At 49.8% G+C, this 24,934-nt stretch carries 16 protein-coding genes, 1 tRNA gene and 1 other RNA gene; 11 read left to right on the forward strand and 7 right to left on the reverse strand.

Translation table 11 applies throughout. The features are described 5' to 3' along the window. Nucleotides 1-117 precede the first annotated feature (117 nt). From AAF564_14195 to secG, 3 genes are all read left to right on the forward strand, one after another. Nucleotides 118-603, forward strand: coding sequence for a DUF2271 domain-containing protein (locus tag AAF564_14195; protein MEM8486700.1), 486 nt, complete (start codon nucleotides 118-120; stop codon nucleotides 601-603). 18 nt (nucleotides 604-621) lie between these two features. Beyond that, nucleotides 622-2,826 (forward strand): PepSY domain-containing protein, encoded by a 2,205-nt coding sequence (locus tag AAF564_14200; GenBank protein ID MEM8486701.1) that lies wholly within the window; start codon nucleotides 622-624, stop codon nucleotides 2,824-2,826. 282 nt (nucleotides 2,827-3,108) lie between these two features. Next, nucleotides 3,109-3,516 carry a preprotein translocase subunit SecG gene (gene secG, locus AAF564_14205; GenBank protein MEM8486702.1) on the forward strand — a complete coding sequence of 136 codons (408 nt, stop codon included), beginning with the start codon at nucleotides 3,109-3,111 and terminating at the stop codon, nucleotides 3,514-3,516. Between the two features lie 80 nt (nucleotides 3,517-3,596). Here secG and rnpB read toward each other — a convergent pair. The 3 genes from rnpB to AAF564_14220 form a co-directional block, all read right to left on the reverse strand. Beyond that, an RNA gene (rnpB, locus tag AAF564_14210) (RNase P RNA component class A) lies at nucleotides 3,597-3,985 on the reverse strand. A 121-nt stretch (nucleotides 3,986-4,106) separates the two neighbouring features. Further along, complete coding sequence (locus AAF564_14215) at nucleotides 4,107-4,877, reverse strand: hypothetical protein (protein ID MEM8486703.1); 771 nt, start codon at nucleotides 4,875-4,877, stop codon at nucleotides 4,107-4,109. A gap of 124 nt (nucleotides 4,878-5,001) precedes the next feature. Continuing rightward, entirely contained in the window at nucleotides 5,002-6,126 is a 1,125-nt protein-coding gene (locus AAF564_14220) for a Nif3-like dinuclear metal center hexameric protein (protein ID MEM8486704.1), read from the reverse strand. 276 nt (nucleotides 6,127-6,402) lie between these two features. Here AAF564_14220 and AAF564_14225 point away from each other — a divergent pair, with 276 nt between their 5' ends. After that, entirely contained in the window at nucleotides 6,403-10,092 is a 3,690-nt protein-coding gene (locus tag AAF564_14225; GenBank protein MEM8486705.1) for a CHAT domain-containing protein, read from the forward strand. Nucleotides 10,093-10,244: 152 nt separating this feature from the next. Here AAF564_14225 and AAF564_14230 read toward each other — a convergent pair whose 3' ends face one another. Then, nucleotides 10,245-11,537: an MFS transporter gene (locus AAF564_14230; protein ID MEM8486706.1), complete on the reverse strand. Its 1,293-nt coding sequence runs from the start codon at nucleotides 11,535-11,537 to the stop codon at nucleotides 10,245-10,247. A 301-nt stretch (nucleotides 11,538-11,838) separates the two neighbouring features. Between AAF564_14230 and AAF564_14235 the strand changes: the two genes are divergently transcribed. From AAF564_14235 to AAF564_14255, 5 genes are all read left to right on the forward strand, one after another. After that, nucleotides 11,839-12,669, forward strand: a complete 831-nt coding sequence (locus tag AAF564_14235; protein MEM8486707.1) for a DUF2306 domain-containing protein — start codon at nucleotides 11,839-11,841, stop codon at nucleotides 12,667-12,669. 152 nt (nucleotides 12,670-12,821) lie between these two features. Then, nucleotides 12,822-12,895: transfer RNA gene (locus tag AAF564_14240), tRNA-Arg, on the forward strand. A gap of 176 nt (nucleotides 12,896-13,071) precedes the next feature. Next, entirely contained in the window at nucleotides 13,072-13,689 is a 618-nt protein-coding gene (locus tag AAF564_14245) for a hypothetical protein (protein ID MEM8486708.1), read from the forward strand. A 30-nt stretch (nucleotides 13,690-13,719) separates the two neighbouring features. Further along, on the forward strand, nucleotides 13,720-14,079 hold the full coding sequence (locus tag AAF564_14250) for a hypothetical protein (GenBank protein ID MEM8486709.1): 360 nt from the start codon (nucleotides 13,720-13,722) through the stop codon (nucleotides 14,077-14,079). A gap of 766 nt (nucleotides 14,080-14,845) precedes the next feature. Further along, the gene (locus AAF564_14255) at nucleotides 14,846-17,410 is read left to right on the forward strand and encodes a carboxypeptidase regulatory-like domain-containing protein (protein MEM8486710.1); all 2,565 of its coding nucleotides are present in this window, start codon (nucleotides 14,846-14,848) and stop codon (nucleotides 17,408-17,410) included. 157 nt (nucleotides 17,411-17,567) lie between these two features. Here the strand turns inward: AAF564_14255 and AAF564_14260 are convergent, their stop codons facing one another. Further along, nucleotides 17,568-18,497 carry an MBL fold metallo-hydrolase gene (locus tag AAF564_14260; GenBank protein MEM8486711.1) on the reverse strand — a complete coding sequence of 310 codons (930 nt, stop codon included), beginning with the start codon at nucleotides 18,495-18,497 and terminating at the stop codon, nucleotides 17,568-17,570. A 180-nt stretch (nucleotides 18,498-18,677) separates the two neighbouring features. Between AAF564_14260 and AAF564_14265 the strand changes: the two genes are divergently transcribed. After that, the gene (locus AAF564_14265) at nucleotides 18,678-19,958 is read left to right on the forward strand and encodes a hydroxyacid-oxoacid transhydrogenase (protein MEM8486712.1); all 1,281 of its coding nucleotides are present in this window, start codon (nucleotides 18,678-18,680) and stop codon (nucleotides 19,956-19,958) included. Between the two features lie 257 nt (nucleotides 19,959-20,215). Further along, complete coding sequence (locus tag AAF564_14270; GenBank protein MEM8486713.1) at nucleotides 20,216-23,062, forward strand: hypothetical protein; 2,847 nt, start codon at nucleotides 20,216-20,218, stop codon at nucleotides 23,060-23,062. A gap of 4 nt (nucleotides 23,063-23,066) precedes the next feature. On the opposite strand, the gene AAF564_14275 is transcribed toward AAF564_14270, so the two are convergent. Together AAF564_14275 and AAF564_14280 are read right to left on the reverse strand one after the other, a co-directional pair. Next, on the reverse strand, nucleotides 23,067-24,287 hold the full coding sequence (locus tag AAF564_14275) for an alpha/beta hydrolase-fold protein (protein ID MEM8486714.1): 1,221 nt from the start codon (nucleotides 24,285-24,287) through the stop codon (nucleotides 23,067-23,069). A 146-nt stretch (nucleotides 24,288-24,433) separates the two neighbouring features. Beyond that, the coding region (locus AAF564_14280) for a hypothetical protein (GenBank protein MEM8486715.1) at nucleotides 24,434-24,934 on the reverse strand (501 nt) is incomplete at its 5' end.

Below are 24,934 nucleotides of genomic sequence, written 5' to 3' on the forward strand. Positions count from 1 at the left end.
AACCACTGAATTCGAGGAATCCCCGTTTGATCTTGCCAGTGAGAATGAATTGCTGCTAAGCAGTGGGGCTGATCTTGGATTTTTAGATAGTAACGACTAGTAAGATATCATCAGACTATGAAAACATTTATCCTGCTGCTTGTTTTTGGCGTTGGTTTGAGCGCAATGGATTCATCCACTTCAAAAACAGACACTGTTTCCTATAAATGTATGGTTCAGATGGTGAACTATACCGGAGAAAAGGCCTATTTAGTAATTTCCTTGATCGATCCCGATGGTAATTATATTCGGACCCTGGATGTGATGGGTGATGATGAAGAGTGGTACAGTGACATTAAGGAATGGTGGCAGTTCTTTGAGCCTAGTGGAGGGTCAGTAGATGGTATTTCGGGGGCCAGCATAGGGAATGGGGAACGGCAAATCACAATCCTGGAGCTAGAAACCGCCAACATCGACGCCGGATATACCTTAAGATTTGAAACCGCAGTAGAAGACAAAGAATATCATCCTATTGATTTGGAGATTCCGCTGAACTCAGCTTCGATAAAAGGTAAGATGGAAGGCACAGGCTATATAAGATATGTGCGCATGCTGCAGCAGTAATTCTTCCATTCAACCTGCATGATCATTTCATTCTGGAGGTATTGCCACTTAGCCCTGGCAATATCTTCCTTTGTTTTTCTCCTTTTGGCAGCTGTTTCAGGTGCTATTCTAGCGATTGAGCCTGTGCTAGAGGAAATAGATGCTATTGGGCTCAAGGTAGATGACTCCCAGCCACTTTATCAGTTGCTCGACCAGGTCGATGCACACTTTGAAGAGGTGTTTTCTATTAAGAAAAACAGCTATGGAAGTATTGAGGTGCATGGCATTTATGAAGGGGAGGATCAAACGGTATATGTAAACCCTGAGAGCGGGAAGCCTGCATCAGAAGTGAAACAACAAGCCCCATTCTTTCAGTTCATTACCAACCTCCATCGCTCCCTGTTTTTGGGTTCTTTCGGGCGTGCGCTCTTAGGAATTAATTCGTTTTTGTTACTTTTGATTGCAGCGACGGGTTTTGTGCTTATCCTTAAAAGGACGGGGCGGTTTCTAGGCTTTTTCGAGCCGGTCATCAACACAAACAACTATAGTTTTTTACACATCATTTCTGGAAAGTGGACGATTGTCCCATTGATGATTATTGCGTTGAGTGGCGTTTTGCTGTCGCTGGTTCGGTTTTCCATCATCCCCTCACTGAATATTGTTCACGCGGTAGATTATGATTTGCTTGAAGAATCTCCTGAGCTCATTCGAAGTGAATTTCCTGTTTTTAGTTCAACTACGCTAAAAGACTTCAGGGAAATTGAATTTCCGTTTTTCGAAGATCCAGAAGAATTCTACCGTCTGGGTCTTACAAATGGAGAGGTTCTGGTCAATCAGTTCACTGGAAAAATTGAAAGTGAGCAGGCCTATCCCTGGACAGTTATGGTGTCCTCACTCAGCATTGTACTACACACCGGACAAGGAAATTGGATTTGGGCCTTAATCTTAGGCGTTGCTAGTTTGGCTATTCCTTTATTTGTCTACTCTGGCTTTACACTCACATTTCAACGAAGGAAAGGGTTAATCAGGAATAAGTACGCGAAAGACGATTGCGACTATGTTGTGCTAGTTGGGTCAGAAAATGGATCTACAACCAGGTTTGCAAAGGCTTTTCAGCAAGCGTTAATAAGTGCGGAGCGGAAAGTATATCTTGAAGAACTGAATAGCTATGGTCATTACGCCAGCATCAAACATCTCGTTGTGTTTACCGCCACCTACGGTGTCGGCGATCCACCATCGAACGCAACAAAATTTGTAGATCGTTTTTTAGAAACCAACGGGAGCACGCAAGCCTTTGCCTATTCTGTAGTTGGGTTTGGATCAACCTCATATCCTGATTTTTGTAAATATGCCTATCAAGTGAACGGTGTGTTGAACACCCATGCAACGTCCAAAGAGTTTCTTCCTGTCCACACTGTTAATAATCAGTCGTTCGAATCATTTACCGATTGGGTAAACAGGTGGGGAGTGCTTGCAGGCATTCCTATTACTATATCGGATGAGCATATTTCAAATGAGTTCGATGGAGAGTTAGTGCTTAAAGTAATCAGAAAGACTGACTTGGAATCCAGTGTCGATGATACGTTTTTGCTATTTCTGGAAGTGGAAAAGGGGCCTGCATTTCAATCAGGAGATCTTCTTGCCGTAACGCCACCAGGTGAGAAAAGAGCGCGGTTTTATTCTATTGGTGTTTTGAATAAAACCTCCTTTGTTTTGAGCATCAAATGGCTTGAGCAGGGAAGGTGTTCAAATTATTTGAGTGCATCAGAACAGAATCAAACGATTACAGGGCATCTGAAAAGAAATCCTGATTTTCATTTTCCCCAGAAAAAGAGACCGGTAGTAATGATTGCCACGGGGACTGGCATAGGCCCGTTTATGGGAATGATTGAGAATAACATTCTTGGGTCAGACATCACGTTGTATTGGGGAGGCAAATACGACAAATCCCTTAAGTTGTATAAAAATTATATAGATGATTGGATAGAGGATGGGAAACTAACCTCGTTGCATACGGCTTTTTCTAGACAGTATGGAAATAAAAAGTATGTTCAGCATTTGATTGAACGCGATGCTGAAAAAGTTGCACACGTACTTAAGAGTAAAGGAGTTGTGATGATTTGCGGTTCTATAGCCATGCAACAGGGTGTTACAACAGTGCTTTCGGTCATTTGTGAAAAATCATTGGGAAAGCCCTTGAACTTTTTTATTAATAGACAACAGGTGAGAATGGATTGCTATTAGCGTGCCTTCGCGGCCTAGAGCCCGGTACTTAATTAGTAATAATCAAGCACAGCTTAAACGATGCAGCGATATAGACGTATTGAGGTGTTTCCAGGCATGGCTGTGGATACTAGTCCACAGTGACTGTTCCTTTATGGGCAGGAGAAACTAAACCCTTGTAATTTGACGACTTTGTAAGGTCACTTGTGAGCTTTGAATATAATCTTCGAATCTTTATGTTGCGTCCGGATCTAATGTGGTCTGACTGCATTAAATCCCGCTTGTGACACGAAGGTAGATCCCATGTTTACGTTTATCATCATTTTAATTACGCTCATCGCCATCCTGATTTCACTGGTTGTGCTGGTGCAGAGTGGTAAAGGCGGCGGTTTGGCAGGTATTGCAGCCGGCGGTGCAACCCAGCAGGTGCTTGGTGCGCGTCAGGCGCCGGATATCCTCGAGAAAGCAACCTGGATTTTGGCTACAGCGTTTATCGTGCTGTGCATTATCTCCAACTTCATCATCGACCGCGGTAATGAAGGTGCAACGGATAGCGTTATCCAGCAGCGCGCCGGACAGGAGCAGACGACGCTTCCACCAGCAGAACTTCCTGCATTGCCACCAGCAACTGTGCCCGCTGATGCGCCGGCAACAGATGGTGCTGCACCCGCAGCTGCACCAGCTGAAGGTGGTGACAACGAAGACGGCTAAACGCCGTATGTTTGCCGGTTGAGCAAACAAAAATTGCAGACAAAGAGAAAGGCAGATCCCGCTAAGGATCTGCCTTTCATCGTTTATACTGCCCTGTAAGCCGAATTCTGTTGGCCCGAAGGCCCGGTTATCATTTATCTGGGATTAGCGTCACCGCTAACCTCTAGCAGCCTACCCGTTCCTCAGCGAGCAGCGTCTGGCACGAATGCCGCGGAACTGTTTGGCCTTGCACCCCATGAGGTTTGCCTAGCCACGCCGGTCGCCCGGCATGCCGGTGGGCACTTACTCCACCATTTCACCCATCACCTGTGTCCCGAGGGACCATTGGCTGGTTTGCTTTCTGTTGCACTTGCTGTTTCTGCACTGTCAGTGACAATAGCAGAACCTTCCCGTTAGGAAGCACGGCGCTCTGTGGTGTTCGGACTTTCCTCGCGCTACAAACGCAGCACGCGATAACCCGGACAGTATAGTTGTTGGTTGGTTTAAGGTTTAAGGTTGAAAGTTTAAGGAATGGGGTGAAAAAGTTGAAGGTTAAAGATTGAGCGAATAGCCCGACCTTTAACCTTCAACTTTAAACCTTAAACTAATTTTTATCCCAATTCTTTGTCGAGTTCCTGGGTAGTTTCCAGGAAGAGCTCGTGGTCGACGATAATTCGGCCGGTGTGCTCGCATGCTACGATGCGGTTGCGCTGGCGAATCTCAACCTGTCGCTGGGGTGGCACTGAGAATCCTGAGGCAGCGCCGCGAAGAAGTGGCACAAGGGCACGTCCATCTTTAACGCGGGAGCGAAGGCGGGTGTATGCGCGGAGGTAGCGTTTATCAACAGCTTCTTCAGCGTCATCACGGCGCTTTTGCAGTTGCTTCTGCTCAGCTTCGGTGTCACTCATTACCTCGGCCAACTCGTCGCGCTTGGCTTTGAGGACTTCAGTTAATTCTTTCAGGCGCGTTTCAGCTTCTGCAGTTGCCAGGGCGCGCGGCTCTTTGGATTCAGCGATATTCTGAATTTGCTGGTTGCCGTCCTGGATACGCTGTTTCTGCGCTTCAATTTCTTTGGTTAGGGCGTCGTACTCGCGGTTGTTGCGGACCTGCAGTTGCTGGTCTTCGTACTTCTTAATCAGGCCTTCGCTTTCCTTGATGGTCAGTTCTGCCTGCCGATTGCCTACTTCGTGTTCTTTTTCCTCCTGCTTCAGGTTTTCAATCCTGGTCTGTAATCCTTTCTCCTCGTCTTCTAGATCCCGAATCTCATGGGGCAGATCGCCGCGCATTTGTTCGAGTTGGTCAATTCGGCTGTCGACGTGCTGTAGTCTGATAAGTGCTTTGAGCTGTTCTCCAATTCCGCTGTCGGTAACGGTTGTAGTCATAGTCAAATGGCAGTCGTTTTGGTGCTAAGCCTGGCGGCTTAAAGGGACGGACGTTGAGGCTAAAGAAAGTATAACTGTTCTAAAACAAGAATGTTCATGCCCTTGTTTTAGAACAACCTATCTACTACTTCTTCATGAAGGTCCGAATGGGACTGGTGCGTGTCACTGTTTTTTGCCATACAACATCGGAGAAGCGCTCCGAAAGCCAGGATTGGAGCAGGTCCTCGGTGCAGGCCTCTGTTTCGTAATGTATAGCATCGATCAGGGCCATTTCTGGTGTGCCGCGGGTATTGAGTACGTCGAAAAATCGATGATAGGTTACATCAGCTGTGACGTAGGCATCAGCGCCCGCGCGGCGCGCATCATCCATCAAGTCAGCGCCTGAGCCACCACACACGGCGACGCGTTTTACTGGTTTGTCCGGATCTCCAACAAAACGTAAACCGTCGGTATCGAGGGCTTCAGAGACGTGTTGCAGGAAGTCCTCAAGTGAAAGTGCATCCTCCAGTTCGCCAATGGCGCCCATACCAACCTGGGTAGCTGCTTTTTCGAGCGGGTATATGTCGTAGGCTACTTCCTCATACGGATGGCTTTCATGTAATGCGCGCAATATTACGCCCAATTGCCAGCGATGAACTTCTACTTCGATTCGCATTTCGTTTGCAGCTGTGAGTCCGCCGTCAGCTTCGCCGATATGCGGGTTGGTGCCGGGACCGGGTTTGAAATAACCCGTCCCTGTAGAAATGAAGGCGCAAGCATCGTACGCGCCAATCCTGCCGGCGCCAGCTTCTGCGAGCGAAGCCCGGACAGCATCGACGTGTGTATTGGGGACAAACGTGACCAGCTTGACGAGTTGGTCTGTCAGTGGTTTCAGGAATTTGATGTTCGACAAGCCAAGCTGCCTGGCCAGCGCAAACGATACGCCGTCTCTGGCTGCGTCGAGGTTGGTGTGGATGCAGTAGAGAGCGATTCCCGCTTGTGCCAGGCGGAGAATCAATGCTCCTTGCCAACTGTTGGTCGTGACTGATTTGATGGGCCTGAAAATGACCGGATGATGCGTAATGATAAGTTCAGCGCCGGCATCAATGGCTTCGTCAATCACTGCGGGCGTGAGATCGAGGGCAATGAGCACATGGCTTGCGGGACCGGCGGGGTCGCCAACTTGCAATCGCGCATTGTCATAGGACTGCTGTGTACCCAATGGTGCCCATTGTTCGAGCGCGTTTGTGATGTCAGATATTTTAGTCATGGTTGAATTCAAGTAGGCCTGATAGACAGTAGTTGGCCATTAAAAAGGAGCTTAACTGGTTTTGATCCACATGCCATCTTAGTGTTTTAATTTAAGCCAAAGTAGTTAACGAATTTGCGCATGTCGCATTGGATAAGGCTTTTCAAGAAGGCGTAGTATTATATTGGTTTTTAATAAGTAAACGATTACTTTTATGCTGCAATCAGAATAAGCAGCGTTCTGCATTGTACAGGGTCACAAGCTAAGTATGTAATATCACTGGCTAAAGAGGATTTGATGATCGTTCTTCAAATACGTCAAAACCCCCTGGATAAAGGAAAATACCCGATTCAACTAACGCTGAGGCGCCAGGGGCAAGCAGATCTTACGGCCCAGGCATTAATCGAGTTTGCCCTCACGGCCCAGGAGCAGGAGGACATACGTTGGTACATGGAGGATTACCTCTTGCGCCAGGAAGGCGCTCAAGAAGTGCAGATCGACCAAATTGAACTGGCAATGAGAGCCCGGGGCGAGGAGCTTTACACGAAGGTGCTTGCCCACAACATGGACACCCAGGCCATCTGGTTTGCGGTGCGAGAGCAACTGGCCGATTTGCGCATAGAAATTCAAACGGGTATCGCCGAGGCAGCCTCCATTCCGTGGGAGCTGATGCGTGATCCGCAGTCTGATTCTGCCATCGCACTTCGTGTGCGCGCCTTTGTGCGCGTGCAGTCAGGTGCGAACATCTCATTTGTCCCGGTGCAGCCCCCTGAGGATGGGCGTGTACGGCTGCTTTACGTGGTCTGCCGGCCCGGCGGCCGAAACGATGTTGAACTCAGGGCGGTAGCCAATCGCCTGATTCAGGATTTGGGCGAAGACCTCTCGCGCTTTGACATCACCGCATTGCGCCCTCCAACCTTCGAGCAACTCCAAAAAGTACTCAAAGAAGCCAAAGATGCAGGACGCCCCTTTCATATTGTTCACTTCGACGGCCATGGCATCTACCAGGACCTCAGTGGCACCTCAATGGCTGAGTGGCTGCAAGCAATTAACACGCTCACCCTGGGCGGTCACAAGAAAGGCAAACATGGTTACCTGCTCTTTGAGCATCCCGAAGAGGAGATGCGGCCCGTAGCAGGTGAGGAACTGGGCCAGTTGCTGCACGATACAAGCGTGCCTGTGCTGGTGCTTAACGCTTGCCAGTCTGCAATGCACGAAGCGATAGAAGCGCCAGCTACGGATAGCGAAACACCTGCTAACGAGCATGACACGGTCCGGGCCATTGGCTCACTTACACAGGCGGTGATTGATCACGGCATTCCAGCTGTACTTGGCATGCGCTACAGCGTCTTTGTGGTCACAGCGGCGCAGTACATCGGCCAGCTTTACAACGCATTGGCGCAGGGACAATCTTTTGGTCAGGCGGCCAGTGAAGGGCGTAAGCACCTAAGCATGAACCCGGATAGATGGGTGGGGCTTGAGCCACAACCGCTGCAGGACTGGTTTGTGCCTGTGGTTTATGAAGCAACCCCAGTCCACTTACTCTCTCGCAAAGATGGAAAGATCACACTGGATGAACGTCAACTCGACCCCGTCCAGTCCAACAATGCGCTGCTACGTTATGTGCCAGACACTGGGTTTGTAGGCCGTGATGGAACGCTATTGCTCGTCGATAGAGCATTCGATGCACATCCGGTTGTGCTCTTGCACGCATATGCTGGGCAAGGCAAGACGACAACGGCTGTTGAGTTCTCGCGCTGGTATGCGCAGACTGGAGGACTGGGTGAACAGCCTCTTGTACTCTTTACCTCATTTGAGAATCATACAGACTTGACAGATGTCCTGAACCAGATTGGGCAGATATTCTCGCCGATACTACAGGCCAGCGGTATCGAGTGGCATGCGCTTAACGATAATGCGAAGCGGCGGGGGCTTGTGCTTCAGATACTGAAGCAGGTGCCCGTGCTATGGATCTGGGACAACGTAGAGCCCGTTGCCGGCTTCCCGGCTGGTACAGCATCAAACTGGACGAATGAGGAACAGGCTGAGCTGGCGGACTTCTTGAAACAGATCAAAGAAGACCGGGGGACGAAGGCCAAGATCTTGCTCACAAGCAGGAGACCAGAACATGGATGGCTGGGCGGCATACCGCGCCGGGTAAGGATGCCTCGCATGAGCGGTAGCGATGCGGCCAAACTGGCCCGTAGCTTGGGCAGCGATAGCACGCGTAAGATCGCGCGCAAGGACATCGCCAATTGGCAACCGCTGATTGATTACTGCCAGGGCAACCCGCTCACGCTAAGGGTGCTCGTTGGGCAGGCGATCAGAATGCGCTTGGGGAATAAAGAAGCGATTCAAGGGTTTGTCGAATCGATACGAAGCGGCGAGCAGGTGATAGAAGACGTGGATGAGGCAGAGGGCCGTGACAAGTCGCTCGGGGCATCGCTTGACTATGGGTTCAAGAATGCCTTTGCTGAAGATGAACAGCCGATCATTGCGCTGCTACACCTCTTCCAGGGCACCGTGGATGTGGATGTATTGGTAGCCATGGGAGAAGGCGAGGATTCCCTTCCTGAACTCCAGAACAGTGAAGGGGAGCAGATTGAAAAAGATGAAATAAAAGGCATGCTCGAGCGTGCGAGAGAAGTAGGCCTTCTGACTCATGTTGCCGACACTTGGTATAGCATTCACCCGGCGCTTCCGTGGTTCCTGCGCCAATTATTCAATCGCTACTATGATGGTAAGGATGGCAGGTCAAGTAGTGATATTGCTCTTCGAGCTTGGGTCGAGGCAATCGGTGGCTTGGGTGCATTTTACAATGAACAATTCAATGAAGGCAACCGGGGGGTGATCCAGCTTCTCGCATTAGAAGAGGACAACTTGCTTCATGCCCGCCGCACAGCCTGTCAAAGGGGATGGTGGAATCGAGTCATCGGCACTATGCAGGGCCTGCGGAGTCTCTACGATTATCAGGGAAGGCCTACCGAATGGGCCAGGCTAGTCTATGAAATCATACCTGATTACTGCACCCCTGATGATGCCCCGATTTCCGGGCGGGAAAATCAGTATCCTCATATCATGGGTTATCGGGTACGCTTGGCAAGAGAATACGACCGTGACCTCTCTAAAGCGTCCGATTTACAAGAAAGATTGGTTAAATGGGACCGCCAAAGGGCAGCCTCCTTGCTTGACCTCCCAAAAGATGCTGAGCTTGACAGCTTCCAACGTAATCGGATCCGCTCGCTTGCTACCAGTGTGTTTTCCTTCGGCCAAATTCTGTTTCTACAAGGCAGCCCTGACTGTGTAACGGCATTCGAGGAATCTATTCGACACGCTAAGCGCATCCAGGACACTGCCGGTGAAGCCACCTCTCACTATAGCCTTGGCAACGCCTACCTTAGAGTTCCTGCCATCCGAAATTTCGATGCAGCTGAAGCCTCTTATCGTCGCGAATTGACTTTGCTCAATCCCAATGACTTATCGGGGCGTGCGAGCACAATAAATCAAATAGGCATGGTCCACTTTCAACGATTCGAGGAATCTCAAAAAAGAGATGAGCCACTAGAAACCATATTGAAGCATGTACGTGCTGCAGAAAAACACTTTCGAGAAGCGCTGGACACCTGTCCTGTAAATGCGCTCAACAACCTAAGCCCAATTCACAACGCGCTAGGTAATCTCTACGATACAGTTGGCGAAACTGAACGCGCACGGGAGCACTATGAAAAAGATGCGCAGATATGCGAGCAAACTGGAGACCGCTTTGGTGCTGGACAGACGCGTAACAACATGGCTCTTATGTATGTTAGATCTGCTGAACGCGAAGCTAACCCAGATGGTAAGCGTGACTTGCTAGAGCGCGCCAAGGCCTATGCAGAGGCTGCACTTCGCGATTATCAACATTTCCAGGGACGCCTTGCCGCGCAAGAATCCAAGGTGCGGAGCATGCTAGAATTCATTAATGAGAGTCTGGCTAAAATGTTGTAAAACTGTTGTGGACCTATATCTTTTGAATGGATACTTACCTGCAATGGCTGTGTTCTAGGGGGAGTGCTGGGTTCTTCGGAATTGCTCTGCTTTGTAGTATTGATCCCAGCATTTTACACTAGGCACTTCGTTTATATGTCAGACGATTTAGTTTAGATTGAGCCGCGCCCGGCAGCAGCCATGCCTTCTTTCTCGTTTACGCCGTGCAGGATGATCATGCCTACAATAAAGAGGAGGATCACTACAGAGACGCCGGCGCGTTGGCTGTCAAACAGCAGCGTGATCTGACCCAATAGAATTGGACCAATGAACGAGGTGGCTTTGCCGGAAAAGGCGAAGAATCCGTAGAACTCGTTTTCTTTGTCAGCCGGAATGAAGCGTCCCATGAGCGAGCGGCTGGCAGACTGGTTTGGGCCCATCAGCAAACCCACAACAACGCCGGCTACCCAAAACCCTGCTGCACTCTGGGCAAATACAGCGAGCAGTGAAGCGGCAATGAGTCCAATGTTGGTAATCTGGATGGTTGTTTTGCCACCCAGTTTGTCGTCGAGGTAGCCAAAGCCAATGGCGCCGAGGCCGGCGCTGACATTAAGCACAATCCCGAAAATCAGGGTGTCCTGCGTGGAAAATCCAAACGTGCCAACGGCATAAATAGCACCAAACGCGATGATCGTCACAAGGCCGTCGTTGTAGAAAATACGCGCAATGAGCATCCGGAAAATGTCCCGGTAGTTGCGGATTTCCTGGAAGGTGTTGACAAATTGTGCGGTGGCTTTGCTGAAGAGCTCCCGGCTAAACGCCAGCTTTTCCTGCTTTTCCTCTTTCACCATAATGAAGAGCGGAATACTAAAGATCGCGTACCAGGCAGCGACGAGCAGGTTGGTTGCGCGGATGTATTCTCCGTTTTCTTTTGAGAGCCCAAACATAGGCTCCTCGGGCATTACTACCGTAACAAGTGCAATGACAAGGCAAAGCAAACCACCGAGGTAACCAAGTCCCCAGGCAAAGCCGGAGACACGCCCAATTTTCTCCTGTGGTGCGAGTTCAGGGAGGAAGGCGTTGTAGAAGACGAGTCCGATTTCAAAGGCAAAATTACCTATTACGAAGGTGATTAGGGCGAAGTAGATCTGCCCGGGCAGGGGGAAAAAGAGGACAATCGTTGCTGCTACGCCGAGGATGGTAGAGAGGAGCAGAAACCGTTTGCGGTAGCCGCCCTGGTCGGCAATGGCGCCGGCGTAAGGAGAGACAACTGCTACCAAAATAGCTGAAATGCCCACGGCAAGCGACCAGTAAAAGGTGCCCGTGTTTGAGTCCTCTGCAATGGCTTCGGTGAAATAGGTGGCGTAGATAAACGTGACCACCAGCGTGGTAAACGCCGAGTTGGCAAAATCGTACATCGCCCACCCAAAAACGGTGCGGCGGTTCAGTTTAGGTTCTTCAGACAAGACAGCTCAGGACTGGTGGACAAAGCGCGCCCAAGATGTTACGGCAAGGAAGACGAAAGCGCAACGGGAGGAGGATTGTCGAATGCCAATTGTCGAATGGGCTGGAATTGGCGTAATGCTTTCTCTACAACGTCATCCCCAGCTTGACTGGGGATCCACAGGGCAGGCAATCGCTAATGAATGAGCACGCTTCTACCGTAATCAGATTATTCGACAAAGAATCAAAGGACAGGACCTTTTTTCCGAAATCGTTTCTATTATCTTGGGCGCTCCTTAAAGAGAGTATTGAAGAATCCCTTTTATGCATACAGCTTCTCAGGAATTCATACGTCACCCGAAGCTTGATAAAGCAATCAAAATTGGTACATACCTGTTGGCGGCAACGGTGTGGGTGAGTGCGCTGCTTTTTGGTCTGTTTATTCTCTCCTTCTACTTTGTTGCTTTGATGGAAGGAAATACGGAACAGTGGAATCAAGTCCTGCCGGGGCTATACGACAGTTCCACAAAGTCAGCTACGATTGGTATTGGGATACACTTCGCTGCCGGCGGCATCATCTTAATTCTGGGCTGTATTCAGCTTATTGGGCGGTTACGCGATTCTTTTCCCGCTTTGCACCGGTGGTTGGGCCGGATTTATGTACTTGCTTGTCTGGTGGCGTCCATCGGCGGATTGGCTTTTATATTTATCAAAGGTACCATCGGTGGCCCGGTTATGGATATCGGTTTCTCGGGGTATGGTGTCCTCATGTTTTGGGCTGCCATCGAGGCGTTTCGCCACGCAAAAGGCCGGCGGATTGAGCGTCATCGCGCTTGGGCGATCAGGCTCTTTGCCCTGGCAATAGGTTCGTGGTTATACAGAATGGATTATGGCTTCTGGTTTCTTTTTACTGATGGCCTGGGGCATACCGATACCTTCGACGGACCCTTTGACTATTTCATGAGCTTCTTCTTTTATCTCCCGAATTTGCTGGTTGCTGAGTTTTTTATTCGCAGGAAAAAGCTATTGCAATCTGCTGCATCCAAGTGGGTCGCCGTATCGGGCCTCTATGTAGCCACCGTTTTTTTAATTCTGGCGACCTACTTCTTTACGATGCGATTGTGGGGTGCCGCCATTGTAGAGTTGTTCGTTTGAAGTGTAGCGAGTAAGACTTTACAATATCGCCGTTCGGAGCGACTACTTCTCTTGGGAGAGGAATAACGCCGGCAGGCGTTTTAAGTCAAAACAACGCGGCATTCGACACGCGGAACTCGGCATTCACATTGGACGTGAGAAGGCCCACGCCTGCCCCCGTAGCTCAGCAGGATAGAGCAACGGTTTCCTAAACCGTAGGTCGGAAGTTCGAATCTTCTCGGGGGTACAGTTTTTTTGTATTTAAAAGCCGTTTTGGGCATTGTACAGGCCTGTTCGTCAGGCCTTTTTTGTTTTACACAAGCAGCTTCTTTTCTGGTAGATACGAATATTTGCCTGGCTTCTTCTAAAAATGCCTATGAGCCTCTGATACGGATCATGATCTACACCAAATCGGAGGAATAAATGCGTCGACTTTTCATGATTAGTCTATTGAGCATCTCTTCAAGTGTTTGCTTGGGGCAAGACGCTGCCTACGGCGTGGCTGACTCGTACTGGCCCAGTTGGGCTATTGCGCGTGGCAGTGATATGGATCCCGTGGCATTTGAAGACATCATGATGGAAGGTCTGCATGTAAAGGAATACATAGCCGAACTGAATTGGAAGAAAGCAGATCAGTATTGCAGGGAGACGCTTGGGCTCTACTCTGATCACATGTACCTGGGACACCTGGAGCAGGCGCTTGCTTTTGAAATGCTGTATAGATATTTGCTCACGGAGTCGCTTGATGATCAGCAGAGGATGGCCCTGGGATTCTACCTCGATCTGCTTTTGCTTAACAATACCCCTGATACGTATACCATGTACCGGGGACTACAGGTATTAAAGACTACATGGTCACCAGAGCGCATTCTGGAAGCGGCTGGCCAGACATACGTAAGCGGTGAGAAGTGGCTCGCGCTACCCTCAGCGCAAATTGAATTAGAAGAGGGTATTCCCCGGTCAAGAGATGTTGCTACTGTCAGGATATGGAATATGCAACAGAGCTTGCCAAAACTAAACGAGCTGATTAATGCTAAGTAGCAAGTATCGATTTTCTATTTGGAATATCTCATGCAATTAAATGAAATCCTGATCAGTGGCGTCTGCTTAATTTTGATTGTTATCGTGACGCGTGTATTTTTTGTGTTTGTTGGATTTGGTAGTATTGGGATTAGTTTGGGAGTAGCCATGAGTGTGGCAGTAGCTATCGCTATAGGACTAGTTCAGAAACGCACAAATAATCCGCCTCCTTACTTCAAGATGTACATAACTACGATGGTGGCAGTGTCGACTCTTTTAGCTGCTGGAGTTCTACTCATCTTACCTGGTAATTTGGTTACGTCTATAAGTGGACTCGCCATTGCTGCATCGCTCAACGTTGTCATTTCGCCGTTACTCTGCTCATTCTTCTGGGCGGAGCAAGATCGATAGCTGGTAGAGCGTTCAGGTAAATCGGTTGTCCTATATGGTCCTACTTATGAATGGAGCTTATGATAGACCGGCTCCTCTCAAGATCAATGATTAAACGTACTCTACGTTTAAAGGTGACAGTCTCCAAGTCATAGCTATTGATGAGTATAATGGACAGGCCCTTGAGGGAGTCATTGTGGTGGGTGGACATGCATACAATAACCCAGATGTCACTGATGAAAATGGAACTGTTAGGTTAAGACATGCGCAAGCAGACCAGTTATTACAACTTCTTATTTGCTGTATCTACTTGTTTGGTCATTGAAACTATACAGGTACGCTGAACATATTAAAAACAGGATGCGTCTCCCCGAAGCGAATGAAAAAGGCGAAGTCAGCGTGCGCTTCAGAACAGACGTTGCTAAATCAAATCTACCCCTCATAAAGAAGATCGCGCAAACGGAGACGTTCACGTGCAGCGGTGGCGTCGCTCAGGAGAAGGTGCTCAAAATACGGAAGCTTGCGCACAATCATTTTTGATATCTGTAAGACTTAGATGCAACCAAAAATTGTGGTAGAGTGGAGCGGGCTTTAATCTTTCCCCGGAGATTGAGTCGATGATGGTACGAGTCTAATACTCATCAACATGGCTCGTTTTTTGGTCTACAGCGAAGTGACTTTTGTAGCAAGTTTGTTGGCTTCTTTGGCTGTGTACTCACAATCTATAATCATGACTAGGAAACGGGTTTTTGTACAGATATTTATAAGTTTAATCATATCTAACCTTGTGTTTCTGGAAGCACAAGGACAGGAGCGCGACACTACAAGCATTTCGGGAAAAGTAACGGATGGACTGAATACCCCTTTTCCAGATGTAACAGTGTCTCTTTATGAATATGATGAAGCAACTGAAGTTTTTACGAAGCTCCACAATACAAAAACAGACGTCGAAGGCGCTTATCAATTTTCTGCGCCGGCGCCCAGCGAATACTATGTGAGGGCATTTCTGGAAGTGGGATGGAACGATGAGACCGAATGGTATCGATTTACAAAATGGTATGGTGATACTTCCGTGGCAGAAGATGCCCATCCAGTCATCACAGTTGGTTCGGAGACGCATGAAAACATTGATATCATCTTTCCCTATTGGAACGACACGGGTTCGCTTTCAGGTCGCATCGTCGATGCAGATGGCAATCCTGTAGCTCAGGCTGTAGTCAGGCCCGGTGGTTCAGGGCCTGGTTTAAGTTATGTGGGCAACTTTGTCTCGGATAAGGATGGATATTTTGAAGCAGAGAGAGTGCCGGCCGGCACCTATACCATTCAAGTTGAATATAGAAATGCCGGCTTCACTGGAAGCAGGCGCATATATTATGGTCAGGCAAAAAATTACGCGGATGCTGAGCGCATTGAACTGTCTACCAACAGCCAGGTGGTCGACCTCGACGTTATGATTCCGCGTGCAGAAGGTGCAATTTCTGGACTCGTATTAGGTGCGCAGGGCAAGCCTCTAGGAGGCGCTGACATTAGGTTTAATACTCATTTCCATTTAATCGGAGACGGCGAAGAGTATTTCGAAGTAAATACGAAAACCGATAGCTGGGGACGATTTCGTATTGAGGGCATTCCTAACTCAGCAGATCAGGGCCAAGATTTTTTCCTCACGATGCGTGCATGCTCAATATTTGCTTGTTATGACGAAGTCTGGCAAGATAGTTTAAGCAACCCGGGCGTCATTCGCGTTGAAAACGGCGAAAGTATCCCGGCGTCATTTGAGTTCCAAACCCCCCTTGAATTAGGTAGTGGGTCTATTTCCGGTACCTTGTATCATGTAGATGGTCAGCCCCTGTCATACACTTTTGTCAATCTTAACGGCATCGATATAGTTGACAGTCATGGCTTGCAAACTCGGACAGATAGCGCAGGTGCATATCGCTTTTTCAATTTGCCAGCTGGCACGTATCAGATATCTGCCTCCTATTTCCAAGAAGGGCTTCAGCTTAAGGCATGGTTTGACGACGTTGCAACGCAGGATGAGGCCACATCCGTTCCTGTGGCTGAAAACGAGTCTGTTACAGGCATTGATTTCTATCTGGACGACAGGAGAAGTGTTAACGGTACAATTACCGGTACCGTGATTGATGACAAGGGACAGCCCATAAAAAGAGCGTACGTAGAAGCAACGTCCTACAGAGGTGCTACATACGATTATCGAATTAGCCCTGCGGAATGGTATGGGATTTCTGATGAAGACGGGTATTTCGAGATTTGCAATTTGCCACCCAGTACCTACATGATTTCGGCTTTTGCTCAAGATGCACGTTTGGTGCAAGCGCTCGCAGATACTGCTTCGCTAGAATATGTTACGCTGGAACGCTACGAGAAAAAAGAAGTCTTGCTCGAGATGCAGACCCAAAATGAAGGCAATGGTATCATTACAGGCCGCATTAATGGATCTTCAGAGCTTCCCCTAGAAACGGCCATTGTAAAAGCATATGCTTTTGGTCAGCAGGGAGCGCCGTTCTACACAGCAGTAATAGATGAAAATGGACAATACCGGTTTGAGCATCTACCGAATGGGTCTTATATATTGAAAGCCCAATCGCCCTGGCACATATCCACTTTTTATAGCAATTCACCTTTTCCCAGCAATGTCGAACCAATACATGTTGACACGGAGCAGCCCGTTGTTAACGTCGACTTTTCGCTGTCTCCTTTTTTCTGCGTGGCTATACCTGGAAGTGGGTTGCAATCCTACATCTACACCAGCACTTTTTGGGGCACAGTAACCGATATATCAGGCCAACCCCTGGCTGATGCGTCGTTGTTTGTAGTAGATAAATCGGGCGTTCCTTTGCTATCTGGAGAAACCAACAATGCCGGCCAGTATGAAATTCCCGATGTGCCTCCTGGCAATACCTATAGGATCCTGGCAACACACCCAGGCTATGCGTACAAATTTAATAGCGGTGCGATAGATGTGGGTGACGCGTGGCCGTTGGTCTCTAATGGTCGATTTGAGCCAGAAGACTTCGTATTAACGCGTACCGCCGAAGGCACAGATTCTGAACCCCTTGAAACGTTGCCAGATCAACTCAGAATTCATGCTAACTATCCGAATCCTTTTGATGTTGTTACAAACATCCCGTTCACACTACCTGGCGCTGTGCATGTAACTGTTGATGTATTCGATGCTTTAGGTAGACGAATTGAGCAACTCATCGCGCGTGAACTTCCTCCTGGATTTCACCTTGCTAAATGGGCGCCCAAAGATCGTGCAAGCGGAATTTATTTCTACCGCGTACAAACGGAGCACGAAACTGCTACAGGTATGATGACTGTTCGAAAATGATCTTCTGTGACGGAGGATGTTGGCATTGAATTGCCTGGCAAACTCCGTATTCTCTTTGACGGCAGTTTACGCATGCGGGTTTGGAGCGAAGCGATAGCCTTGATGGCTATTGTATTGCGAACAAATGCGTAACATCAATCATCGCGTCAGTTCCTAATCACTTTCTCTCCCGATACACCACGCTTACAGTTCTAGGGATACGATTCGGGTCTTTCCACGTATTGAACATCTCCGCCAACTCCACCTTCAGAATCTCAGCCGCTTCCTCTTCTGACTTGCCTTCATCAGCCAACGCATTTGCGCGGTCACGTACCGTGGTAAAGTAACTGCGATAGTTTTCTATCAATTCCGTTGAGCCCACAGCGTAATGACAGGGCACAATGGTTTTGGCGCCCAGTCCTTGCAGCATGTCGAGGGTGTCGAGCCAGTGCTGGATGGTGGTGCGTGGGTTTAGGGGCATGGGGAATTCGTTCATGACCACGTCGCCGGTGAAGAGGAGTTCGTCTTCTTCAACCAGGAATGCCGTGTCACCCAATGTATGGTTGGGGCCGGCTTCGATGATGCGGACGTGCACGCCGCCCAAATCCAATCGCATAGAATCTGTATAAATCACATCAGCCGGCCGGAAATAGGCGCCCTCAAGCAGCTCCGCAGACCGGAGAGAGAAGCCGGCGAACATACGCACAAGGCGCATGTCCATTTCTTTAATGTCGAGAATCTGGTTGGCTGACCGGATGACGGTGGCATCCTTCGGGAAGGCCATCGCACCAAGGTCGTGCTCGGGATGCGCGTGTGAGGAGGCGATGTAGAGCTTGTTCTCAGGCGCAAGCCTAATGGCTTCTGACAATACGATACGCCCATTTTCCTCGCCAAGGCCCGTATCAATCACCAGCGTGGCGCGGTTGCCCACTACAAAGCCGACGTTTGGAATGATGGGTTTGTTTTCATCAGGGATCATGTACACGTGATCTGAGACGGCAACCGTGGCGCCAACGCGGATGGTGGGGTCGAGGTTTTGAGCTGATACACTGCTTGCGAACAGCACAGTCATCAGTGCCAGGCAAATACGTACTCGGAACGTTTTCATCTGAAAGTGGGGTGTATGATAGATGAAGGTAATCTATAAGATTTTACAGATTTCCGGGTAATACTGTCAACTATGCTAGTGCTGTAAAGTGCGAGGTGTCTTTGCTGCATCGTGTTTTTATTTGAACTACCCTGCTATTTGGACTAAGTTAGGGCGAGCAAAAAACAACAGGACGCCTCCATGAAAAACGATACTGCATTTGAAATGGCCACCTCCAATATCCGCTACGGGCAGGGTGTGACAGGAGAGGTCGGGATGGATTTGAAGGATCTGGGGATGCGCCATGTTTTGGTTGTAACCGATAAACATTTGGCCGACCTGCCTCCCGTGTTGCGCGTGCGAGCATCGCTGGAAAAGGAAGGGGTATCGTATGCTGTGTTTGATGATGTGCGTGTTGAGCCAACAGACGCTTCGATGAAAGCGGCCATTGGGTTTGCGCAAGCCGGCAACTTCGATGCAGTAGTAGCTGTAGGCGGTGGTTCCGTTATCGACACGGCCAAAATGGCCAACCTGTATGCCACCTATCCGGTTGATGATTTCTTACACTATGTCAATGCGCCCATTGGAAATGGCGCGCCCGTACCCGGACCGTTAAAACCATTGATTGCAATCCCAACAACAGCCGGCACCGGGAGCGAAACCACCGGCGTGGCTATTTTTGATCTACTGGAAATGCACGCAAAAACCGGCGTGGCGCACCGGTACATGAAACCCACCATTGGGTTAATCGACCCGGACAATACGCGTACGCTACCGGTAGAGGTTGCCGTATCTTCGGGGTTGGATGTGCTTTCACATGCGATCGAGTCATACACCGCGGTGCCATATGATCAGCGTCCACATCCGGGGCGGCCGTTGCTCCGGCCGGCATACCAGGGCTCAAACCCGCTGAGCGATTTGTGGTCGCTGCAAGCGTTACGGATGGTGAATACGTATTTGCCGCGGGCGGCTGCGGATCGGGAAGACGATGAAGCGCGCGGGATGATGTTGCTCGCTGCGGCGTATGCTGGCGTTGGGTTTGGCAATGCGGGGGTGCATTTGCCGCATGGTATGTCTTACCCGGTTTCGGGTATGGTTAAAGATTATCGTCAACCCGGTTATCCTGTCGATTACCCGATTGTACCGCACGGTATTTCTGTGATTTTGAATGCGCCGGCCGTTTTTCGGTTTACAGCGCCGGCTTGTCCTGATCGTCACCTGGAGGCGGCGGCGGCTTTGGGTGTGGATACATCCTCAGCAAAGGAGGCGGATGCCGGCGCTATTTTGTCGGATCGGATCGTTGAAATTATGCAGTCTCTGAACGTCCCCAATGGGCTCAGTGCCCTTGGCTTTACTTCGGCTGATATTCCTGCGCTTGTTCAGGGCACCTTGCCTCAACATCGGGTGACAAAGCTGTCGCCAAAGCCGGCGAGTGAATCCGATTTGACGTCCATGTTTGAAGCTGCCATGCGATATTGGTAAAACCATGCCTTGTCAATGCTCCTGCAAATTACCTGAAGGTGGATTTTGAGATGAAGCTCGTTTATCCAGTAAGTATTGTCTGCTGTTCTGGGCGCAAGCTTTGTATTGTTGCCGGGTATCTCCCACAATGGGCTGCTCTTAAAGCATATTCTAAAGCAAGCCATTGTTACATAACACAAGCCTGTGTCGCGTAGTATATAAGGGGCAGGGTCAAGATTTAATCGCATTCACCGCTTATAATCCATTTCTTTACGTCCATGTCTCGATCACGCTTCTCGGTTTTAGGGAACGTCGCACTGTATTTCCTGCTTTTCAATTTACTCCCTTCTACAGCTGCCGCGCAGCTTGGCGGCTGGGATACTATTCCTGAGGATAACGCGGGATTGGTTTTTCGCGTGCTTGATGCGGCGCAGGACGAAGCTAAGTCGGTTACGCTTGCTGGCTTTACCACGTTGCAACTCGCGAGTGCAGACGGTGAGCTAGACATCCGTAAGTCCATCGACGACAATGGTTTTGTGTTTTTTACTGATGTAGAACTGCAAACACAACTCGCTGCGGCTGAGCGTGCGGTTTCGCGAATAAATCTGATGGACCCGAGTGGTAATGAGCAGCGCATTGCTGGCCACGTGGCGTTTAATCTGAGCCTTGATGATCTTACTGACGGTAACAAGCGGGTAGATGCGGTACTCTACTACTTTTCTGATGCTACCTTCACGCCATCAGATACCTATCCACGTGGCGGGGGAGACGCGTTCTGGAATTACTACGGCCCAGTTGAAAATCCAATGGCCATGCTGATTCCTCCAGACGAACGCGTTGCTGCGCTTGGGCAACAACTCGATAAAACACCGGTACTGTTCCTGCACGGCATTTTTAATGCGTATCCTTTCTGGACGGGCGGTGTGGATGGCGGTTACCTGGGAGACGTAAACAGTGCCTATGATGTCTGGCAACTCTACTATCCATACGACCAGGAAATTGGAAAATCAGCTTCGCTTCTGGAGCATCTGCTGCCGAGATTGTTGGATCCAAATGACTTTAATGCTGCCGGCGTATATGGTGACGCGACGGCGAGCAGCGTACCTGTGGTTGCTCACGGTGTGGGAGGGCTAGTAGCCAGGGCCTACATGCAATCAGTTGATGCATCGGACAACAAAGTTAGCAAGCTACTCATGTTGGGCACACCTAATCATGGTACGTTGCTGGCTTACAACTCGCTGCAATACAAGGGCTTTAGCTGGCGCTATTCGCCGGTTCTATATGGCCCTCGCTACGACCGGCGTGCACCTGCTGTCGATCAAACGATATTGGGTAGCAAGTTTCTACATGAATTGAATGCTGATGCATTGCCTGTTCCAGCCAATTGTGTGGGTGCATCGGTCAGAGATTGCTATCTCGTGGTTGCCGGCACAAAAGAAGAAGCAGATCCGGTGCATACGTCTATCGAAGGACAGCAGGATGGCGTTGTGTCGGTGTCTAGTGTGAGCTTATTGAGTAAAGAAGTGCCGCTGATTACGGCGTCGCTTGGTCACGATGAACTGTCTTATGCACTGGATACATCGGTGATCAAAAGCTTCTTGGCTGATCGCTACACCTTTGACCGGTTTGCCTTGGCCCATCGTTTACACCAGAATGATTATTTAGATGGGTACTATGCAACTAACGAAGCCGGTGACACGGAAGCTGTTTATCCAGATGAGCACTTGCTTACCACGCCGGATATGGGACAAATCCAGGTCAAATTGGCGGTTGAAGATACAGACCAGCATGCCGTCTTGTACCTCTGGCGCAAAGGAGGATTTAGCACGTATGTGGACGAAGATGAAATGCGGTTTGAGTATGGCTGTTCACAACTACTGGGTCGTAAAACGGGCAACCGTATGCGCCGGCTCCATCACCAGGAAGGCACCACGAGGTTCGATTATATCGACAACTTCTACATTTCGCAACGGGTAGAAAACCACGTTACAATATCAAAGAGTGGGTTTGATTTTGCTGAGGGAGCATACAGCCCGGTATTCTACATGAGACTGCTTGGTAACGATGGTTTCCCCTGTGCTGAATTCCTGAGTGCATCCGAGTCGATGTCTTTCCGCCATTTGCAGACTTCTGTGCTGGATGTGGAAATCAGTAACGCTCAGGCCTTGATGATGTCTGCAGACAGTTACCTGGCGCTTGATGATCTAGCAATGCAAGATGAGCCGGGTCGGGTTGCGCAGGCTTTTCAAGTAGATGCTTCGGTAAACGCTTTTGTGGTACACATAAGAAATACAGACGCTGCTGCCTTGCAAAACCATCGTTTCAACCTGGTTGCCCCAGACGGTACTTTGGCGCGTGCTGATGCCCTCGCTATTGAGGGTGCATCGTTTGATACAGGTGCCGGCAACCATGCCAGTTTCTATATTCCCAATCCCGCCGCCGGCACATGGCAGATTACTTATGACGAAGCATTATCTGGTATTTCGCTGCACCTGCCCGTATCGAGCGCAATTGCGTTTGAAGCTGCGTTTGAAGAAACCAGCCACCGCCTTGGGGACGTTGTTCATTTTAATTTGGCAGCGCCGGCAGCCTTGCAAAACGCGCAACCAAGCGCGCGCCTGTACCGGACAGATGCCAGGGGAGCGACGGAATTTGTACAGGCGATCCACGTGGAAGCGGGTGCTGATGGTCGTTTTGCCGGATACTTTGATGCTGCAGCACCTGGATCTTATTCGGTGCTCATTGAAATGGCTGGGACATTTGAGGGGACCGCTGTACGCCGCGCGATAGCGATTCACACCCTCATTGAAGGGGAGGCAGCAGAGGCTGATGTATTGCCTGGCACCTTCCTCCTGGAGCCCAATTACCCCAACCCGTTCAATCCATCAACAACCCTGCGATTTAACGTCCCGGAAGACGCACAGGTGAGGTTGTCCGTATTCGACATAACCGGTAAGCAGGTCGCGGTTTTGGTGGATGCATACAAAGCAGCAGGGCAGCATGAAACCGTGTGGCGCGCATCTGCCGCAGGCGGACAAGTGTTCTCAAGTGGACTTTACTATGCCGTGTTGGAAATCCCGTCGATCAACGTCCGGCAGACGCGCAGCATGATGTTGGTCAAATAGGTTGCTAGTCCGCCAACATCCACACCAGTTGGTCTTGTAGGCGCGCGCGCCAGGAGGCCTCGTTATGGTCAGCGCCTTCATACTCGCGATTCAGAAAGTCTTGGCCTGAAACCAGTCCGAGGCCGTTGAGCCAACCTTCCACCGCCTCGTGGGTAGGCCCGTAGCTTGCGTCAAGGCCTTCGGTGCCGTAATCGAAAAAGAAGCGGGTGCCGGCCGGGATCGTGGCGCCGGCTTCCATGTCTCTCAATATAAACGGGGTTGTATCACTGTGGTCATCATGACGTAGCAGTATCCGATCGGCAACGGCTTCTGATAGTGGGAAGTGTGTCGAGACGCAACCGCAGGCGCTAAACGTATCCGGGTGCTCTTTTACGAGGTAGTAAGAGAGGAGACCGCCCATCGAAGAGCCCATCACAAAGGTGTTGGCAGCTTCCGTTTGGGTTCGGAAGGATTGGTTTACCCGCGGGATCAACTCTTCCTTTAAAAAGCGCGCGTACTGATTGGCTTCGTGCCAGGGTGAGTACTCTTCGAGGCGCCGCCCGGAATTCCACACGCCAACCACAATGGCCCGCTCAAAGAGGCCCGCGTTTGCACCCTTGACCATTGCCTCATCGACGCCCCAGTCAACACCCATGCCAGCAGTGCGCGGGTCAAACAGATTTTGACCGTCGTGCATATAAAGTACAGGAAAGCTTCGCGCTGGTTGGGACTCGTATTCGGGGGGCAGCCAAATTTGAACGTGACGCGGCGCAGTCAAAAACGCGGAAGCCACATCTGGCCATGCCACCATGCTGCCGAGAATGCCGGCGCTTTGCCAGTCTTCCAGGTACACCAGTGGGTCCTGCTTGAAGGCTTCAAGTGTATGTTCAGTAGTAGCGTTGTTGCTCGCAGTGAGCTGGAAATTTGGCATCACACTGCCGGCCGCATCCACTGCTTCACGGTCCCAGGAGCCGAGCGTGAATTTGTACTCCAGTGCATGATCACGAGGCATTTGCACGTTGACGGTCCGCTTGCTGCCGGTGCCTTCCAATGCAAGCGCATCCGGCTGCCAGGGGCCCAATGCCGGCAGGTTGCCGGTAATGTATACTGCAGGTGTGTCGTCGGGTACTTCAATCTGGAATAGGATAGTGACACTACCTGTACGTGATTCAGGTTCTTTCTCAGTTGTACACGCGATCAGCAAACATACCAGAAACAGGCAGGGCATTAACGTTTTGCGAAACATAGATAATGGAATTGTAAGTCTTTGTTTTTAAAAGACGGATGCCTTCAATGATATCCTGGGCCCATAAGATACCATTGGTGCAACACATTTATCTACGGTGCTGCATTAATAACCAATCTTGGCTAAGACTTTTGATGCTGCATGTATCAATCACCTGTTTTTAAGTGACGCGCAAAAAACGGTAACATCTCATTGGCAACGCGACCATTTTCTATCCAGTTTTTATCGTATGCACCACCTCGGTATTCTTCCGCTTCGTGTTCTATACCCAGGCCATCCAGTTTGCGTGTAAAGGCTTGATTGGAATAGACATGGTCCTGGTTGGTGTCGTAGCGGCCCCAGTCGAATTTGATACCCGAAAGGCTGCGCAGGTTGTCTGCATATTCGTCAATCATGCTGTCGAGTAGAAAATGCGACATCTGCTTTTTGCGGTTCTCTGGATGAGCAACAGGTTCGCCATTTTCCATTTCGACCATGAAGTCGCAATAAAATGGGGGGCGATTGGGATTGGGGAGAAAGGCTTGTGCCATTGCTGTGAACACCTGCGCAAAGCCGTCGCCTTCCAGGTCAGCAAAAGATGCTGCGCTATGTATTTTCTGCCAGTCTACGCGGTTCAGTGCCGGCACAAGTCCCGAGCCTGTTGCTAC

The sequence above is a fragment of the Bacteroidota bacterium genome (assembly GCA_039111535.1).
Lineage (GTDB): Bacteria > Bacteroidota > Rhodothermia > Rhodothermales > JAHQVL01 > JBCCIM01.

What these genes read in the sequence shown, in the direction of transcription:
- AAF564_14195 (MEM8486700.1), top strand. Translation starts at nt 118, where the DNA reads ATGAAAACATTTATCCTGCTGCTTGTTTTTGGCGTTGGTTTGAGCGCA.
- AAF564_14235 (MEM8486707.1), top strand. Translation starts at nt 11,839, where the DNA reads ATGCATACAGCTTCTCAGGAATTCATACGTCACCCGAAGCTTGATAAA.
- AAF564_14245 (MEM8486708.1), top strand. Translation starts at nt 13,072, where the DNA reads ATGCGTCGACTTTTCATGATTAGTCTATTGAGCATCTCTTCAAGTGTT.
- AAF564_14265 (MEM8486712.1), top strand. Translation starts at nt 18,678, where the DNA reads ATGAAAAACGATACTGCATTTGAAATGGCCACCTCCAATATCCGCTAC.
- AAF564_14215 (MEM8486703.1), bottom strand. Translation starts at nt 4,877, where the DNA reads ATGACTACAACCGTTACCGACAGCGGAATTGGAGAACAGCTCAAAGCA.
- secG (MEM8486702.1), top strand. Translation starts at nt 3,109, where the DNA reads ATGTTTACGTTTATCATCATTTTAATTACGCTCATCGCCATCCTGATT.
- AAF564_14200 (MEM8486701.1), top strand. Translation starts at nt 622, where the DNA reads ATGATCATTTCATTCTGGAGGTATTGCCACTTAGCCCTGGCAATATCT.
- AAF564_14270 (MEM8486713.1), top strand. Translation starts at nt 20,216, where the DNA reads ATGTCTCGATCACGCTTCTCGGTTTTAGGGAACGTCGCACTGTATTTC.
- AAF564_14250 (MEM8486709.1), top strand. Translation starts at nt 13,720, where the DNA reads ATGCAATTAAATGAAATCCTGATCAGTGGCGTCTGCTTAATTTTGATT.
- AAF564_14225 (MEM8486705.1), top strand. Translation starts at nt 6,403, where the DNA reads ATGATCGTTCTTCAAATACGTCAAAACCCCCTGGATAAAGGAAAATAC.
- AAF564_14260 (MEM8486711.1), bottom strand. Translation starts at nt 18,497, where the DNA reads ATGAAAACGTTCCGAGTACGTATTTGCCTGGCACTGATGACTGTGCTG.
- AAF564_14220 (MEM8486704.1), bottom strand. Translation starts at nt 6,126, where the DNA reads ATGACTAAAATATCTGACATCACAAACGCGCTCGAACAATGGGCACCA.
- AAF564_14275 (MEM8486714.1), bottom strand. Translation starts at nt 24,287, where the DNA reads ATGTTTCGCAAAACGTTAATGCCCTGCCTGTTTCTGGTATGTTTGCTG.